Annotated in this window: 16 protein-coding genes; 7 read left to right on the top strand and 9 right to left on the bottom strand. The window is 61.7% G+C overall.

Going from position 1 to position 15,351, the window contains the following annotated elements; all coding sequences use genetic code 11:
- Positions 1–202: 202 nt before the first annotated feature.
- Both C5J24_RS17210 and C5J24_RS17205 read right to left on the bottom strand, forming a co-directional pair.
- Positions 203–1,063, bottom strand: a complete 861-nt coding sequence (locus C5J24_RS17210; RefSeq protein ID WP_105419481.1) for an NmrA family NAD(P)-binding protein — start codon at positions 1,061–1,063, stop codon at positions 203–205.
- 176 nt (positions 1,064–1,239) lie between these two features.
- The gene (locus C5J24_RS17205; protein ID WP_105401058.1) at positions 1,240–1,497 is read right to left on the bottom strand and encodes a YjhX family toxin; all 258 of its coding nucleotides are present in this window, start codon (positions 1,495–1,497) and stop codon (positions 1,240–1,242) included.
- Between the two features lie 283 nt (positions 1,498–1,780).
- Between C5J24_RS17205 and C5J24_RS17200 the strand changes: the two genes are divergently transcribed.
- Positions 1,781–2,290 (top strand): GNAT family N-acetyltransferase, encoded by a 510-nt coding sequence (locus C5J24_RS17200; protein ID WP_105419479.1) that lies wholly within the window; start codon positions 1,781–1,783, stop codon positions 2,288–2,290.
- Here the strand turns inward: C5J24_RS17200 and C5J24_RS17195 are convergent.
- Positions 2,287–2,610 (bottom strand): DUF1294 domain-containing protein, encoded by a 324-nt coding sequence (locus tag C5J24_RS17195; protein WP_105419477.1) that lies wholly within the window; start codon positions 2,608–2,610, stop codon positions 2,287–2,289. The two genes, C5J24_RS17200 and C5J24_RS17195, sit on opposite strands and share 4 nt — an antisense overlap.
- Before the next feature lie 141 nt (positions 2,611–2,751).
- Here C5J24_RS17195 and gatB point away from each other — a divergent pair, with 141 nt between their 5' ends.
- The 5 genes from gatB (at position 2,752) to C5J24_RS17170 (ending at position 6,252) form a co-directional block, all read left to right on the top strand.
- Complete coding sequence (gene gatB / locus C5J24_RS17190) at positions 2,752–4,257, top strand: Asp-tRNA(Asn)/Glu-tRNA(Gln) amidotransferase subunit GatB (protein ID WP_105419475.1); 1,506 nt, start codon at positions 2,752–2,754, stop codon at positions 4,255–4,257.
- A gap of 5 nt (positions 4,258–4,262) precedes the next feature.
- Positions 4,263–4,769 carry a GNAT family N-acetyltransferase gene (locus tag C5J24_RS17185; RefSeq protein ID WP_038542070.1) on the top strand — a complete coding sequence of 169 codons (507 nt, stop codon included), beginning with the start codon at positions 4,263–4,265 and terminating at the stop codon, positions 4,767–4,769.
- Between the two features lie 23 nt (positions 4,770–4,792).
- The gene (locus C5J24_RS17180) at positions 4,793–5,254 is read left to right on the top strand and encodes a GNAT family N-acetyltransferase (protein ID WP_105419473.1); all 462 of its coding nucleotides are present in this window, start codon (positions 4,793–4,795) and stop codon (positions 5,252–5,254) included.
- A gap of 103 nt (positions 5,255–5,357) precedes the next feature.
- Complete coding sequence (locus C5J24_RS17175) at positions 5,358–5,756, top strand: NADH:ubiquinone oxidoreductase subunit NDUFA12 (protein ID WP_046636622.1); 399 nt, start codon at positions 5,358–5,360, stop codon at positions 5,754–5,756.
- A gap of 76 nt (positions 5,757–5,832) precedes the next feature.
- Positions 5,833–6,252: a DUF2155 domain-containing protein gene (locus C5J24_RS17170; RefSeq protein ID WP_046667898.1), complete on the top strand. Its 420-nt coding sequence runs from the start codon at positions 5,833–5,835 to the stop codon at positions 6,250–6,252.
- 7 nt (positions 6,253–6,259) lie between these two features.
- Here the strand turns inward: C5J24_RS17170 and aat are convergent, their stop codons facing one another.
- The 6 genes from aat to C5J24_RS17140 all read right to left on the bottom strand — a co-directional run bounded on the left by aat (position 6,260) and on the right by C5J24_RS17140 (position 13,342).
- Entirely contained in the window at positions 6,260–6,877 is a 618-nt protein-coding gene (gene aat, locus C5J24_RS17165; protein WP_105419471.1) for a leucyl/phenylalanyl-tRNA--protein transferase, read from the bottom strand.
- A gap of 8 nt (positions 6,878–6,885) precedes the next feature.
- Complete coding sequence (gene accC / locus C5J24_RS17160) at positions 6,886–8,232, bottom strand: acetyl-CoA carboxylase biotin carboxylase subunit (RefSeq protein WP_046636624.1); 1,347 nt, start codon at positions 8,230–8,232, stop codon at positions 6,886–6,888.
- A gap of 8 nt (positions 8,233–8,240) precedes the next feature.
- The gene (accB, locus tag C5J24_RS17155; RefSeq protein ID WP_105419469.1) at positions 8,241–8,696 is read right to left on the bottom strand and encodes an acetyl-CoA carboxylase biotin carboxyl carrier protein; all 456 of its coding nucleotides are present in this window, start codon (positions 8,694–8,696) and stop codon (positions 8,241–8,243) included.
- A 28-nt stretch (positions 8,697–8,724) separates the two neighbouring features.
- Entirely contained in the window at positions 8,725–9,162 is a 438-nt protein-coding gene (gene aroQ, locus C5J24_RS17150) for a type II 3-dehydroquinate dehydratase (RefSeq protein WP_105419467.1), read from the bottom strand.
- Positions 9,163–9,294: 132 nt separating this feature from the next.
- Positions 9,295–10,071: a DsbA family protein gene (locus C5J24_RS17145; protein WP_105419465.1), complete on the bottom strand. Its 777-nt coding sequence runs from the start codon at positions 10,069–10,071 to the stop codon at positions 9,295–9,297.
- A 304-nt stretch (positions 10,072–10,375) separates the two neighbouring features.
- Positions 10,376–13,342 carry a ribonuclease E/G gene (locus tag C5J24_RS17140; RefSeq protein WP_105419463.1) on the bottom strand — a complete coding sequence of 989 codons (2,967 nt, stop codon included), beginning with the start codon at positions 13,340–13,342 and terminating at the stop codon, positions 10,376–10,378.
- 685 nt (positions 13,343–14,027) lie between these two features.
- Here C5J24_RS17140 and C5J24_RS17130 point away from each other — a divergent pair.
- Complete coding sequence (locus tag C5J24_RS17130) at positions 14,028–15,218, top strand: N-acetylmuramoyl-L-alanine amidase (protein WP_371674541.1); 1,191 nt, start codon at positions 14,028–14,030, stop codon at positions 15,216–15,218.
- Positions 15,219–15,351: the final 133 nt, after the last annotated feature.

The following is a 15,351-nucleotide window of genomic DNA, read 5'->3' as shown; positions in this document are numbered from 1 at the left end:
AACAACCATCAAGTCTGCCAAGGCATTTCTCTACGCCGCATCCATCATGACGCTTGTCCGAAGAATTGCACGCCGCTTATGAATCTCACTTCGCCTCTGCCTCTCATGCGAGGATTGCAAACAAGCGCCTTGGGTGGACGGCCGGCCTAGCATCCAAGCGGCCTTTGGCGGTCTCGCTTTCTTTTTCGTCCATCTGGGCGCGTTAGGATGAGTCACGAACAAGCTTATCTATGTAGGTCTGGAGCGAGATCGATCCTCGAATTGGATCCGCGGGGTATTCGGGACCATCGGCGGTGAGAGCCGTCATCCTTGCATACGAGTGAGCCGCCGCGTCGGAGAAGCCCAGACTGCGATATGCGCCTTCCCAGTTTTCCCGCGGGATCACCTCGATGCGAACGGCCCGGCCGAGGGCGGCGGCGAAGGCTGCGGCGACATCAGTGGGAGAGTACCGTTTCGGCCCCTCAACGGGGTGTATGCCGATCTGTTCGATCGGCTCCTGCAGGAGCCGCGCCGCCACCCTTCCCAGATCCTCCGGCGCGACCATCGGGAGCGTGAGATCGGCAGGGAGCATGGTCGACAGCACCCCGTCCTTAGTGACAGGCCCCACCATCGTATCCCAGTTACTATAGTAGTAGGCTGCGCGGATGACACTGGCAGGTATCGGCTGGTTCATCAGGCCCGCTTCCAGTTCGTAAAGGATGTTGAGATCGCCGCATTCCTCGCCCGGCTGCGCGCCCATGGTTGATTCCGCCACTACCTTCTCCAGCCCGGACCCTTCGATCGCGTCGAGTAGGCAGCGGACGGTCTCGCGTTCCTCCCGGTCCGTATCGCTCGAGATGTCAGCGTTCGGGTTTAGGAGGAAGGCCCGCTTCCCGTTGCGGAACACCTCACGCAGCGACGTCACGTCGTGGACGTCGGCGACGGCGACCTCCGCCCCCCGCAGTCGCCATGCGCCGGCCTTATCGGAGTTTCGCGTGACGACCGTGACAGCTTTGCCTTCTTCGAGCAACGTCTGTGCCACGGCGGAGCCGACGTGCCCCGTTCCGCCAACAACGATGTACATTTGCCATTTCTCCAGCAGTGATGTGGCGCATAACCCTTCGCCCCGTTCAAAGGTTCCCTTTTGGCATTTGGCGGCTTCCCCAGCGTCTTCTTTCGACGTCACCGAAAAAGCATATCGCTGGTAATCTTGATTTGACAGCCGCGCGTCGAGGACGACGCGCGGCCTTTCATCCGATTTCACCGATTGTCCTGCTCGGCCCTCACCAGCACCAGACCCCTTTCGGTGATGCGGTAAGGCCTACCGCCCTGAGACTTGATGGCTCGTTTCTGCTTGAGCTTACGGAAGGTGGTGAGGTCTAAACCCGAGAAGACCCAGCCCTCGCGGGTGACCAGCTGGAGTTTTTCGATCTTGCGGTTCTGATCGCGGGTGATGTCGATCCTGCCGCCCTGGGCGAGCAGGTGGAGAATGCGCTGTTCGGCGCGGGAAATATCCATTGTCTTTTGATGTCCGGAGAAGCGCTCGCAAACGAGCGCACAAAAACGTTGCCGGCGTCGCGTGACGTCGGGGTTCTCGTTTTTGTCTGGGCCGGCGCGGCTTTAAGAGCGGGGCCGGCCCCTCAGCAGGTCTCTACGGAAGAGAACATCAAAACTCCATCGATACGAAATCCGCACTAGGCGCGTTTTCCCGAGCCGTCAAGCGCCTGACCGAAACGCCCTAGATGTTGCACTGGTCAAAGCGCAGACTCAGTGGTCTACTAAGGCTGCAGCAGGGGAAGCTATGGCCCATATTCGCAATGCGCGTGAGGACGAGGTGGATATCCTGGCGGAAATCGGCTTCCGCTCCTGGGAGAAGGCCATGATTTCGATCGGCGAGATGACCGATATGCGCTCCAGCGCCCGCACTGCCTTCCAGAATTTCACGCGTTCCTCCTGGCTCACCATCACCGTCGTCGAACAGGCCGGCAACCTTGCCGGCTGGGCGGCGCGCGAAAAGCTCGACGAACTGATTTCCGACTTCTGGATCGATCCGGCCTTCCAGGGCCACGGCTTCGGCCGGGCGCTTCTCGTCGAGGTCGAGGCCGAGATCGTCCACCAGGGGTTCGAAGTCGCCCGCGTCGAGACCCACGCCCGCAATGCCGAGGCGGTCGGCTTCTTCGAGAAGCTGGGCTATTCCATCAACTGGCTCTCGACCATCTATTCGCCGAAGATCGACCGGGACGTGCAGTCGGTCGGCCTGTCGAAGCGCCTCGTCGCGGAAGCGCCGGATACTTACGGGCCAAGCTTCTAGATTGCCCGAGCGATCCTTGCGATTGCTGCCCGCGTTAGTTCCGGCGCAAGTAGCCATGATGCCGCACCGAGCGTGTGAAGAGCGACTATGATCATCAGCAGCGTGCGAAAAGGTTCCTTGCGTGTCTTGTGCCGCAGCATCTGCTGCGCGGTCACGGCGCCCAGGCTGCCGCCGATAAAGGCTATACCCAGGAGCGTACGCTCGCTGATCCGCCATGTGCCATCGATCGCAGCCTGCTTGTCCCACCAATAAACGCAAAATGCGATGACGTTCAGGAGTAGATATAGGATAAATAGCGCGAGTGGGGTTGATAGCTCCATTTCGCAATTTCACCAGAACCTAATTAAAATCAGCTGAACTACAGCACTCCACAGCGACCCCTGCGCGCAGCAAGCCTTGCACCGCAACGCCATTTGCTCTACCTCCAGAAAACGCAATAGAGACCATTTCACGAGCATCAGATGACCCTTGTCGACGTCCGCACGCCTGATCCGAAACGCTTCATTCCCGGTGCCACCGGCGACTGGGAAGTCATCATCGGTTTGGAGGTGCACGCCCAGGTCCTCTCCAATTCCAAGCTGTTTTCAGGCGCCTCGACCGAGTTCGGCAAGCCGGCGAATTCGAACGTCTCGCTCGTCGATGCGGCCATGCCGGGCATGCTGCCGGTCATCAACGAGGAATGCATCAAGCAGGCGGTACGCACCGGCCTCGGCCTGAAGGCGCAGATCAACAAGCGCTCCCTGTTCGACCGCAAGAACTATTTCTATCCGGACCTGCCGCAGGGTTACCAGATTTCCCAGTACAAGGATCCGATCGTCGGCGAAGGCAAGATCGTCATCTCGCTCGGTCCGGACCGCCAGGGCCAGTTCGAGGATATCGAGATCGGCATCGAGCGACTGCATCTCGAACAGGATGCCGGCAAGTCGATGCACGACCAGCATCCGACCATGTCCTATGTGGACCTGAACCGCTCCGGCGTGGCGCTGATGGAGATCGTCTCGAAGCCGGACATGCGCTCTTCCGACGAAGCCAAGGCCTACATGACCAAGCTCCGCTCGATCGTGCGTTACCTCGGCACCTGCGACGGCAACATGGACGAAGGCTCGATGCGCGCCGACGTCAACGTTTCGGTGCGCCGCCCGGGCACCGAATTCGGCACCCGCTGCGAGATCAAGAACGTCAACTCGATCCGTTTCATCGGCCAGGCGATCGAATACGAAGCGCGCCGCCAGATCGGCATTCTCGAGGACGGCGGCTCGATCGATCAGGAGACCCGCCTCTTCGACCCGAACAAGGGCGAGACGCGCTCGATGCGCTCCAAGGAAGACGCGCACGACTATCGCTATTTCCCGGACCCGGACCTGCTGCCGCTCGAATTCGACGATGCCTTCATCGCCGAACTGGAGCGCCACCTGCCGGAATTGCCGGACGACAAGAAGGCTCGTCTCGTGCGCGAGCTCGGCCTGTCGATCTACGACGCCTCGGTTCTGGTGTCCGAAAAGGCGATCGCCGATTATTTCGAGGCGGTTGCCGAAGGCCGGGACGGCAAGATCGCCGCCAACTGGGTCATCAACGACCTGCTGGGCGCCTTGAACAGAACCGGCAAAGACATTGAAGAGACTCCGGTTTCCCCGGCCCAGCTCGGCGCCATCATCGACCTCATCAAGGCCGAGACGATCTCCGGTAAGATCGCCAAGGACCTGTTCGAGATCGTGCTCGCCGAGGGCGGTGACCCGGCCGAAATCGTGGAGAGCCGCGGCATGAAGCAGGTGACCGATACCGGCGCGATCGAGGCCGCGGTCGACGAGATCATCGCCGCCAATCCGGACCAGGTGGCCAAGGTCAAGGCCAAGCCCACGCTCGCCGGCTGGTTCGTCGGCCAGGTCATGAAGTCGACCGGCGGCAAGGCCAACCCACAGGCCGTCCAGGCGCTGGTCAAGGCGAAGCTCGGGATCGAAGAGGAGTAGGCCCGATGGTCTACTTCGTCCGCACCGCTGGAGAAGCTGACGTCGAGCAGATCCGCGCCCTGCTGGCGGCGACCTTTCACGATACCTACGATCCGTTCTACGGGGCCGACAAGGTCAGGAGAATGGTCGACGGCTGGCATTCTCCGGGCGCCGTCAAGGCGCGTATCCAGAAGCGCGGCGGCGAATTCCTGGTCGCCGACAACGGCAAGGATATCGGCGGCATCGGTTATGCCGCGATGTATCCGAAAATGGTGAAGACGGCGATGCTGCACCAGCTCTACGTCAAGCCGTCCTGCCAGAACGAGGGCATCGGCCGTGATATCTTCGCCGAGCTCGAAACCTGCTTTCCGGATGCCGAGATCATGCGGGTCGAGGTGGCGCTGCCGAACGTGCGCGCGATGTCCTTTTACGAAAGGCTCGGGTTTTCCGAGGTCGACAGGATGGAAGAGTGGGGTGCCCCCAATTCCGGCCTGCCGGCGATCATCATGGAGAAGCGGCTGGAGTTGCGCTGACCCACCCGGAGAGGACTTTTTGCATGGCCGATATCGTCATCCGCAGAGCGCGGCAAGCCGATCTCCCCGAACTCATCGCCCTGTTCGCGGCGGATGACGTCGGCGGCCATGGCGACACGACCGATGAGGCCGCCTTCGACGATTACCTGCGTGCCTTCAACGTCATCGACGCCTCGCAGAACGAGCAGCTTTTCGTCGCCGAGCTGGAAGGCGAGGTGGTCGGCACGTTCCAGATCCTCTTCAACCGCACGCTGACGGGAAGGGGATCGCTGTCGATGATCCTGGAGGCGGTGCAGACGCGCGGCGACATGCGCGGCAAGGGCATCGGCGCGCAGATGATCGGACACGCGATCGAGGAAGCCAGGCGCCGCGATTGCCGCCAGGTCGCACTCACCTCCAACATGGCTCGCACGGATGCGCATCGCTTCTATGAACGGCTCGGCTTCGCCAAAAGCCATTTCGGCTTCAAGATGAAGCTCAAATGACCGTGCGCGACATTTGGAACCACTGGACATCGAAGGCGTCAGGCGGCATAAGCGGATCAGCCAATTCGATCGTCATCCTGTTTGCCAAGCCGACGGAACATCCATGAAAAACCTCCTGCTGCAGATCTTCACCTGGTGGAACGGACAGACCATGGGCACCCGGTTCTTCACCTGGCGTTTCGGCAAGAAGGTCGGCGAAGACGAACTCGGCAATATCTATTACGAAGGCCCGATGACTTCCTGGGGCAAGCCGAAGCGTTGGGTGATCTACAAGGATTACGCCGAAGCCTCTGCGATTGGCCCCGGCTGGCATGGCTGGATGCATTATCGCACCGACGTTGCTCCGTCGCAGGAAGATTACAAGGCCCGCGAATGGGAAAAGGCGCACAAGCCGAACGGCACCGGCACGCCGCTTGCCTATCGCCCGCAGGGCTCGCTTGCCGCCACCGGCGAACGCCCCCGCGTCACCGGCGACTACGACGCCTGGACGCCCGGCAACTGACACCTGTTTTGGCCACAATCGCACTCTAGGTCTCGACGCCGACGGGATCGCCGGGACGGGAAGCATAATGGGATTGATGACGGTTTTTCCACGCAAGCAAATGATCGGCGCGTTGACCGCGCTGGCATCCGTGCTCGCGGCGGATGGTGTATCTGCGGCGCGGCTGAACAACCCGGTCGCGGTCTTTGCCGGCATCGACAAGATCACCGGCCGCATCACCACGTTCGACGTCTATGTCAACGAGACGGTTCAGTACGGCGCGCTGCAGGTGACGCCGAAGGTCTGTTATTCCCGCGACGAGACGGAAGCCCAGAAGATCGATGGTTTCGTGGAAGTCGACGAGATCACCCTCGACCGCAAGATCCGCCGGATATTCACCGGCTGGATGTTCGCCGACAGCCCCGGCCTCAATGCCGTCGAGCATCCGATCTACGACGTCTGGCTGACCGGCTGCAAACAAAAGTCCGACGTGCCGCCGCCGAAGGCGACCAACTGATTTTCCGTTAAAATTTCAGATGCGGGGAATCGACGGCGATTCTCAAGAGCTTGAGATAGTCGTCCTTGGGGATGTCGATTGCGCCGAACGTCTTCAGATGTTCGGTTGTGAACTGTGTGTCGAGCAGGGTAAAGCCGTTTTTCCGGAGCCGCTCGACAAGGTGCACGAGGCAGATCTTGGAGGCGTTCGTGCGCCTCGAAAACATGCTCTCGCCGAAAAAGGCCGAGCCGAGCGAAACGCCATAGAGACCGCCGACCAGTTCATCGCCCTCGAAGGCCTCGACGCTGTGCGCGTGGCCCATGCGGTGCAACTCGTTGTAGAGCTTGCGGATCGTGGAGTTGATCCAGGTGCTCGGCCGGTCGCCGGCCGGCTCGGCACAGAGTGCGATCACCCGTTCGAAAGCCGTGTCGAAGCGGATGTCAAGCGGTGTCCTGCGAACCGCCTTGGCCAGGCTTTTGGAGAGATGGAAGGCATCGAGCGGCAGGATGCCGCGCATTTCCGGTTCGACCCAGAAGATTTCCGGGTCGTCGGCAGATTCGGCCATCGGAAAAAGTCCGATGGAATAGGCGCGCAACAGGATTTCCGGGGTTATCGCCGGGTAATATCTGCCGCGTCGCCCTGCCATCGATCTCCCTAATGCGTCTTGTCGCCGGCGAGATATTGCTCCAGCCAGTGTATGTCATAATCGCCGTTGGCGATATCCGGATTGTCGACCAGATCCTGGAAAAGCGGCAGCGTCGTCTTGATGCCGTCCACGACGAACTCGTCCAGCACACGCCGCAGACGCATCATGCATTCGACGCGGGTGCGTCCGTGCACGATCAGCTTGCCGATCAGGCTGTCGTAATAGGGCGGGATCTTGTAGCCGGCATAGGCGCCCGAATCGACGCGCACGCCGAGGCCGCCCGGTGCATGGAAATGCGTGATCGTGCCGGGCGACGGCACGAAGGTGCGCGGGTCCTCGGCATTGATGCGGCATTCGATGGCATGGCCGGAGAACACGATGTCTTCCTGACGCACGGACAGGCCGCCGCCGGAGGCAACGCGGATCTGCTCGTGCACGAGGTCGATGCCGGTGATCGCTTCGGTGATCGGGTGTTCGACCTGAAGACGGGTGTTCATTTCGATGAAATAGAACTCGCCGTTTTCGTAGAGGAACTCGATCGTGCCGGCGCCGCGGTATTTCAGCTTGCGCATCGCATCGGCGCAGACTTCGCCGATCTTCATGCGCTGCTCGACATTTAGGGCAGGGGAATTGGCTTCTTCCCAGACCTTCTGGTGGCGGCGCTGCAGCGAGCAGTCGCGTTCACCGAGATGGATGGCATTGCCTTCGCCGTCACCGACGACCTGGATTTCGATATGGCGCGGTTTCCCGAGATATTTTTCCATGTAGACGGCATCATTGCCGAAAGCGGCGAGCGCTTCGGAACGGGCAGTCGACACGGCTTCATCGAGGTCGGCTTCGGTCTTGGCGACCTTCATGCCGCGTCCGCCGCCGCCGGCCGTCGCCTTGATCAGAACCGGGAAACCGATCTGGCGGGCGATTTCCATCGCGTTCTCGGGCTTCACTTCGCCGTCCGAACCGGGAACGACGGGGATGCCGAGTTCCTGCGCGGTCTGCTTGGCGGTGATCTTGTCGCCCATGATGCGGATATGATCGGCGGTCGGGCCGATGAAGGTGATGCCGTGCGCGTCGAGGATATCCGCGAACTTGGCGTTTTCCGACAGGAAGCCGTAGCCCGGATGCACGGCGTCGGCGCCGGTGATCTCGCAGGCGGCGACGATCTGGTGGATATTCAGATAGCTGTCGCGCGACGGCGGAGGGCCGATGCAGACGCTTTCGTCGGCAAGCCGGACGTGCATGGCGTCGGCGTCCGCAGTGGAATGGACCGCGACGGTCGCGATGCCGAGTTCCTTGCAGGCGCGAAGCACGCGAAGCGCGATTTCACCGCGGTTGGCTATGAGGATCTTGGAAATCATGGATGCGCCTACTCGATGACGACGAGCGGCTGGCCGTACTCGACGGGCTGAGAGTCGTTGACCAGGATTTCCGTGACCTTGCCGGAGCGCGGCGACGGGATCTGGTTCATCGTCTTCATGGCCTCGATGATCAGCAGCGTCTGGCCTTCCTTGACGGTGGCGCCGACTTCAACGAAGGCGCGCGAACCCGGGGCCGGGGAGAGGTAGATGGTGCCGACCATCGGCGCAGTGACCGCGTTCTTATTGTCCTGGATTGCGGGCGCTGCTACGGCTACGGGCGCTGCAGCCGGGGCATAGGCGGGCGCTGCGACCGGAGCCTGGACATATTGAGTGGTACCGACGCGCGATACACGAATACGCACATCGTCCTGTTCGACTTCGATCTCGGTGAGGTCGGTATCGTTGAGGATGTTCGCGAGGTCGCGGATCAGTCCCTTGTCGATACCGTTCTTCTTGTCAGACATGGCAAACCCTATTGTTCTGTTTATCTTGTCAGGCGGTAATGGATTTCAAGGCGTGCAGCGCCAGAATGTAGCTCGCGGTGCCAAAACCGCAGATCACGCCCTTTACCGCCGGTGCGATCATCGAATGATGGCGGAATTCCTCCCGCGCGTGGACATTCGAGATATGAAGCTCGATCACCGGCACGGAGATCGCCTTGATGGCGTCGTGCAATGCGATCGAGGTATGGGTATAGGCGCCCGCGTTGATGGCGACGCCGACGGCCTTTTCATTGGCCTCGTGCATCCAGTCGATCAGCACGCCTTCATGATTGCTCTGGCGAAAATCGACATCGAAGCCGAGTTCCCTGCCGGCGGCGATACAGTCCTTCTCGACGTCCTTCAGCGTGGCCGCACCGTAGATGCTCGGCTCGCGCTTGCCCAGCATATTGAGATTGGGGCCATTGAGGACGAAGATCGTCTTGCTCATCACTGATCTATTGTTCCATGCAGAAATTCAGGGGCCACCTATAGACCGCCGACGCGGCAAGGGAAAGCCCCCGCCGCGCCGAAAGCCCGCGAGTCCACTGCGATGGAACATCTGCGCTCGGGAGGTGTCCTGTCAGCAGGTCGCCTTGCCGCAGGCACGCACGTTGGCGACCTTCTGTTCGATGGTTTCGAGGCCGACGGCGCCGAAGACGGCTTCGTCGCCGACCACATAGGTCGGCGTGCCGGTGATGCCGATCGCGTTGGCGAGCCGGTAGGCGTCGCGCACCAGGTCGTCGTTCGGTTGGTCGGCCATGGACTTGCGGATCGCCGCCTCCTTGACGCCGAGGGCGCTTGCGACCGCAATGGCGGTCGCTTCCGAAGCGTGCGGCTTGCCGCTAAGCAGTTCGCGATGGAATTCCGCATATTTTTCCGGCGCGACCAGGCGCACGGCGTTGGCCACCCGGTGGGCGGCGACCGAGTCCGGACCGAGGATCGGGAATTCCTTGAGGATGAAACGGACGTTCTTATCCTTGGAAAGGATGTCGTCCATGTCCGAGAGCGCCCGCTTGCAGTAGCCGCAATTGTAATCGAAGAATTCGACGACCGTGACGTCCCCCTTCGGATTGCCAAGCGTGATGTCGGTTGGCGAGGAGAAAATCGCCTGCTTGTTGTCCGCGATCCCCCTGGTCGACTGCTCGACGCGCTGGGTCTGCTGCTTGGCCTCCAGCGCGTTCTGGACCTCGACCAGCACTTCCGGGTTCTGCAGCAGGTATTCGCGGATGAACTGGCCCATTTCCTTCTTCTGCTGGTCGTCCAGGGCGAAAGCCGGGGCGGTCGCGGAAAGTGCCAGCGCCAGCATCGAGCCGGCGGCCAGTGTCTTGAAAACGGGCGTCTTGAACAGGCGGGTCATCCATATCCTCTTGGTCGGCACACGAATCCCGCGCACCATTGTTGCGGTTTGTGCCCAAAGTAAGCCAGTCGGGCTTTCCAAAAAACCTCAAAATCATGTCCAGGCGGTTTCCGCCAGTTCACAACTGCGTATGACGCCTGGCCGGACGGCGGACCTGATGCTGGAATGGAGTCTGATTTCAACAGGCTAGCCACGTTTTCGGAATCGCTTCGGCAGGCGGTTGATCCAGTTTCTGAGGTTCAGGGCAGGGCAGAAATAAAAACGGCCGCGTCTTGCGCGGCCGTTTCGTCGGTTCTCGTCAGGCTCAGAAGAAGCCGCGGCGCTGCCACCAGCCGGCCTTCTTCGGCTTCGATGTATCGCCTTCGGCCTCGGGCGCTGCCACGGGATCGGAGCTCTTCACCACCGCCTCGACGGAGGAGGAGATGTTCGATGCGCGGTTGGCCCGTGCCGGCTTTGCTTCGCCGTTATCGGCCTGCTCGGCCTCTGCGACGGGAGCTTCTTCGGCAGGCGTGGCTTCAACCGGAGCGGCTTCGGGAGCCTGCGGCTCCTGGCCGAGCGCGGCTTCGACCTGCTCGACGACGGTTTCCACCGGAGCCGGAACAACCGCAGCCGCTTCTTCCGCAGCCGGTGCGTCGGTCGCAGTCGCCGCCTTGCCACGACGCGAACGGCGCGGCTTGGCTTCCGGCTTGCCGCCAGGTGCTGCTTCCGCCTCGGCGGGAGCCGGGACAGCCTCGACGGCAGCCTCTTCGGAGGCTTCCGCTACGGCTGCTGCCGGCACTGCCGCGACGTCTTCGCTGGATGCGTCTTCGTCGGCCGCTTCGCCGTCCTCCGAAGCGCTCAGCTCCTGTCCGTCCTCACCATTGCGATTGCGACGACCACCGCGCTTGCCGCGGCGGCGGCGCTTGCGGCGGTTTTCTTCCGAGTCCGAATCGGCGGCAACCGTTGCGTCGGATGCTTCGCCGGCTTCGGAAACGTCGTCCTCGCCTTCGTCGCCGTCCTCGTCGCCATCGGCCATGTCGTCGTTGCCGCCCTGGGCGGTCTGGGCGTCACCGCCCTTTTCTCCACGGTTGCGACGACGCCGGCGGCGCTTGCGCTTGCGGCCGTTCTGGTCGTCGCCCTGCTGCTGTGCGCGCTCGGCACTGGCTGCTGCCGGCTGCGCCGCCGCTGCGACGGTCTCTTCTTCTTCGTCCTCGTCGGCCTCGATGACGATGTCGTCATCGTCCTCTTCGACGGGGATGGCCGCGAACTGCATCAGGCTTTCGATCTTGACCGGGTTTTCGACCGGCTCGCCACGATCGATCGCGAAGTGGCTGGAGCCGATGCTGACATCCGATTCGATGAAGATCGAGACGCCGAAGCGGTTCTCGTAATCGACGATGCTGGTGCGCTTGTGGTTCAGGAGATAGAGCGCGATCTCCGGCGTGGTGCGCACGGTGATGTCATGCGTGGTGTTCTTGAGCAGATATTCCTCGACGCCGCGCAGCACGTGCAGGGCGACCGACGACTGCGAGCGCACATGGCCGGTGCCGCCGCAATGGGTGCAGATCTGCGTCGTTGATTCGAGAACCGAGGCGCGGATGCGCTGGCGCGACATTTCGAGCAGGCCGAAATGCGAGATGCGGCCGACCTGGATGCGGGCGCGGTCGTTCTTCAGGCAATCCTTCAGCCGCTTCTCGACGGCGCGGTTGTTGCGCTTTTCTTCCATGTCGATGAAGTCGATGACGATCAGGCCGGCAAGGTCGCGCAGACGAAGCTGGCGGGCGACTTCTTCCGCCGCTTCCAGATTGGTCTGGAGCGCCGTTTCCTCGATCGAATGTTCGCGGGTCGAACGGCCGGAGTTGACGTCGATGGCGACGAGCGCTTCCGTCTGGTTCATGATCAGGTAGCCGCCGGACTTCAGCGTCACCTGCGGCTGCAGCATGCGGTCGAGCTGCGCTTCGATGCCGGAGCGGGCGAAGATCGGATGCAGGTCGCGATAGGGCTGGACCACCTTGGCGTGGCTCGGCATCAGCATCTTCATGAAGTCTTTCGCTTCACGATAGCCTTCTTCGCCGGAGACGATGATCTCGGAAATGTCCTTGTTATAAAGGTCGCGGATCGAGCGCTTGATCAGCGAGCCTTCCTCGTAGACGAGGGTAGGGGCGGTCGAGCTCAGTGTCAGCGTGCGGACGTTTTCCCAAAGGCGCATCAGGTATTCGAAGTCGCGCTTGACCTCGACGCGGGTGCGGTTCGCACCGGCGGTGCGCAGGATCACGCCCATGCCCTGCGGCACGTCGAGTTCGCGGGCGATTTCCTTCAGGCGCTTGCGGTCCTGCGGCTGGGTGATCTTGCGGGAAATGCCGCCGCCACGCGCCGTGTTGGGCATCAGTACCGAATAACGGCCGGCGAGCGAAAGATAGGTGGTAAGGGCAGCACCCTTGTTGCCGCGCTCTTCCTTGGCGACTTGCACGAGCAGGATCTGGCGGCGCTTGATGACTTCCTGGATACGGTACTGCTTGCGCGGCTTGCGCACGACGCGGTCCGGAACTTCTTCCATGGCGTCTTCGGCACCGACCGATTCGATCACTTCCTTCTCGCCGTGGTCGTCATCGTCGTCGTCATCGAAATCGTCGTTGCGGCCACCGCGGCGGGCATCGACGTCTTCCGAAATCGAATCGGTCTCGACCATCGCGGCCATTTCGCCGGGCGTCGAACCGTCGTCGTCATTGTTCTCGGAGGAAGGAGCGCCTTCGCCTTCGGATGCGCCGGCTTCGAGAGTGGCTGCTTCTTCCGCCGGCTTCTTGCGGGCGCGGCTGCGGCGTGGCTTGGCCTTCGGCTTTTCCGTCTCTTCGGCAACAGCCTCGACCGGGCTTGCCTCGGCTGCTTCCGCGCCGGCTTCGCTTGCTGGCTCGGCGGCAGGGGTGGAAATGCCGATATCCGGCTGTTCCTGGTGGGCTGGATCGACCACCGGATCAGCGGCTTCCGCCTCGGCGATCTTGCGCTGATCCTCGGCTTCCTGCTGCATCAGCGCCTGACGGTCGGCAAGCGGAATCTGATAATAGTCGGGATGGATTTCGGCGAAGGCGAGGAAGCCGTGACGGTTCCCGCCGTAGTCGACGAAAGCGGCCTGCAGTGAGGGTTCGACCCTCGTCACCTTCGCCAGATAGATATTGCCGCGTATCTGTTTCTTATGCTGCGATTCGAAATCGAACTCCTCGATCCGGTTACCGCGAACGACGACTACGCGCGTCTCCTCTTCGTGAGACGCGTCGATAAGCATTTTGTCTGCCATTGAAATTCTGCTCCTCGGCGCCGCCGGGAGAATGCAGAAAAGCCTGCCACGAGGACAGGCCCGTCATGCAATGCGGTCGTTGCGCCGGATAAAGATGTTCCCGTCAGGTGCGGTTGTGACGGCAACCGGAAAGATGACGGGGAGCGTTGCTCCCTCGGTCTCTCCAGGTTCTGAAAATTGTGCCGCGACATCAAAAACCAAACGAGAATGACGATACCATAGGCCCGCATGGGCCCGATGAATGTGCTCCGCATGAGCGGTGGGTGGCACGCCACCCGGTATTATTCCGGCCACCGCCGGTTGGATCGTGTATCAGGAAAAAGTGTAGCGACGGCGGATGACTGTCGGTCTTCGGCGCCAGGTCCTGAAAAGGCTGGCCAGCCTATCGGCAGACTATCCCGTCAACACTTTAACCCTCACGGGCGTTGTATGGTTTATCTGTCACAATAGCAAGGGAAAAGCCAAGTTTGCCATATTCTCGATGGAATTAGACCCCTTATGGATGGCAGGGAACGGGCGGTTGATTCGCATCTTTTGACATGCAAATGCCTTCTAGAACGGGCACTTTGATGCGGGTTGCCCGACAGGCGGCGGGGCTTTGAATGCGAGTGGCGTTTTGAGGGCGGATCTAAAGGCAAGCGCAGCGACGGCCTGCGGCGGAAGCCTGCAGAGTTTTTTTGCGCGAATCGCTTGCGCGGTTCTTCTTTTGGCAACCTTCGCCGCGACCCTTCCCCTGAGTTCCGCCCGCGCTACGCCGCAGCCGCCGCTTCTCGCCTTCAGCGCGCGGGTCGCCGGCGACGAAGCGCGCACCCGGATCGTCATCGAATTCGAGAAAAAGCCGGAATTCTCCGTCCACTACGTCGCTGCGCCGGAGCGGGTGATCGTCGACCTGCCGGCGACCGCCTTCGGGTTCCCCGCCGAGGATCTGGCCGCGCGTGGTCTCTTCAAGGACATCCGCTACGGCGCGATGGGTGAGTCGAGCGCCCGCATCGTGCTGACCGCCAAAAGGCCGGTGAAACTGTCGATTGCCGAGGTCCAGTCGAACGACAACGGCAGCTACAGGCTGGTTCTGGATGCGGAAATGGCCTCCAGGGAGGTTTTTGCCGATCTGGTGAAGACCCAGAACTGGGCGACGCCGACGGCGGCGGTTCCGGACGCGCTGGCGATGGCCGAGAAGGACAATGTCTTTACGGTTGCTGTCGATGCTGGGCACGGGGGGATCGATGCCGGCGCGACGGGGGCGGGCACCAAGACGCCCGAAAAGACCATCACACTTGCGTTCGCCAAGACGCTTGCCGAACGATTGAACAAGGTCGAGGGTATCAAGGCCGTCCTGACCCGCGACGACGACACGTTTCTTTCGCTCTCCGAGCGGGTGACGCTCGCCCGCCAGGGCCACGCCGATCTCTTCGTGTCCCTGCATGCCGACACGCTCGGCCAGAAGGACATTCGCGGCGCGACCGTCTATACGCTGTCTGACAAGGCCTCCGACCGCATGGCAGAAAACCTCGCCGCCCGCGAAAACCTGTCCGACGAGCTTGCTGGCTATACGCTCCAGAGCGGCCCGCCGGAGGTCGCCGATATCCTGCTCGACCTGACCCGGCGCGAGACCCAGGCGTTTTCGACCGCGCTCGCCACCAATGTCGTCCAGTCCTTCGAAGGGCAGATCGGGCTCATCAACAATCCCCACCGCTATGCGGGCTTCCAGGTTCTGCGCGCGCCGGACATTCCCTCCGTGCTCCTCGAACTCGGCTTCCTGTCCAATGTCGAAGATGAAAAGCTGCTGCTGGATGAGTCGTGGCGGTCGAAGGTGATCGATCGCATGGTCGACGCCATCAAGCGCTATCGTGCCCGCGCGATGGCGAACGGCGGCTGATTTCGTGCGCTCCGCGTGGCGCCGGTGCCACAGGCATCGGGGAATATCGCGCGGGGGAGGGCGGACGCCGGAAATCGCATCTAAGAGCCCTATTTTACTCACATTCAGGCGGTTATTCGATAATCTCTCAGAT

This window comes from Neorhizobium sp. T25_27, from assembly GCF_002968565.1.
Lineage (GTDB): Bacteria > Pseudomonadota > Alphaproteobacteria > Rhizobiales > Rhizobiaceae > Neorhizobium > Neorhizobium tomejilense.
This window is presented reverse-complemented; position numbering and strand designations above follow the sequence as displayed.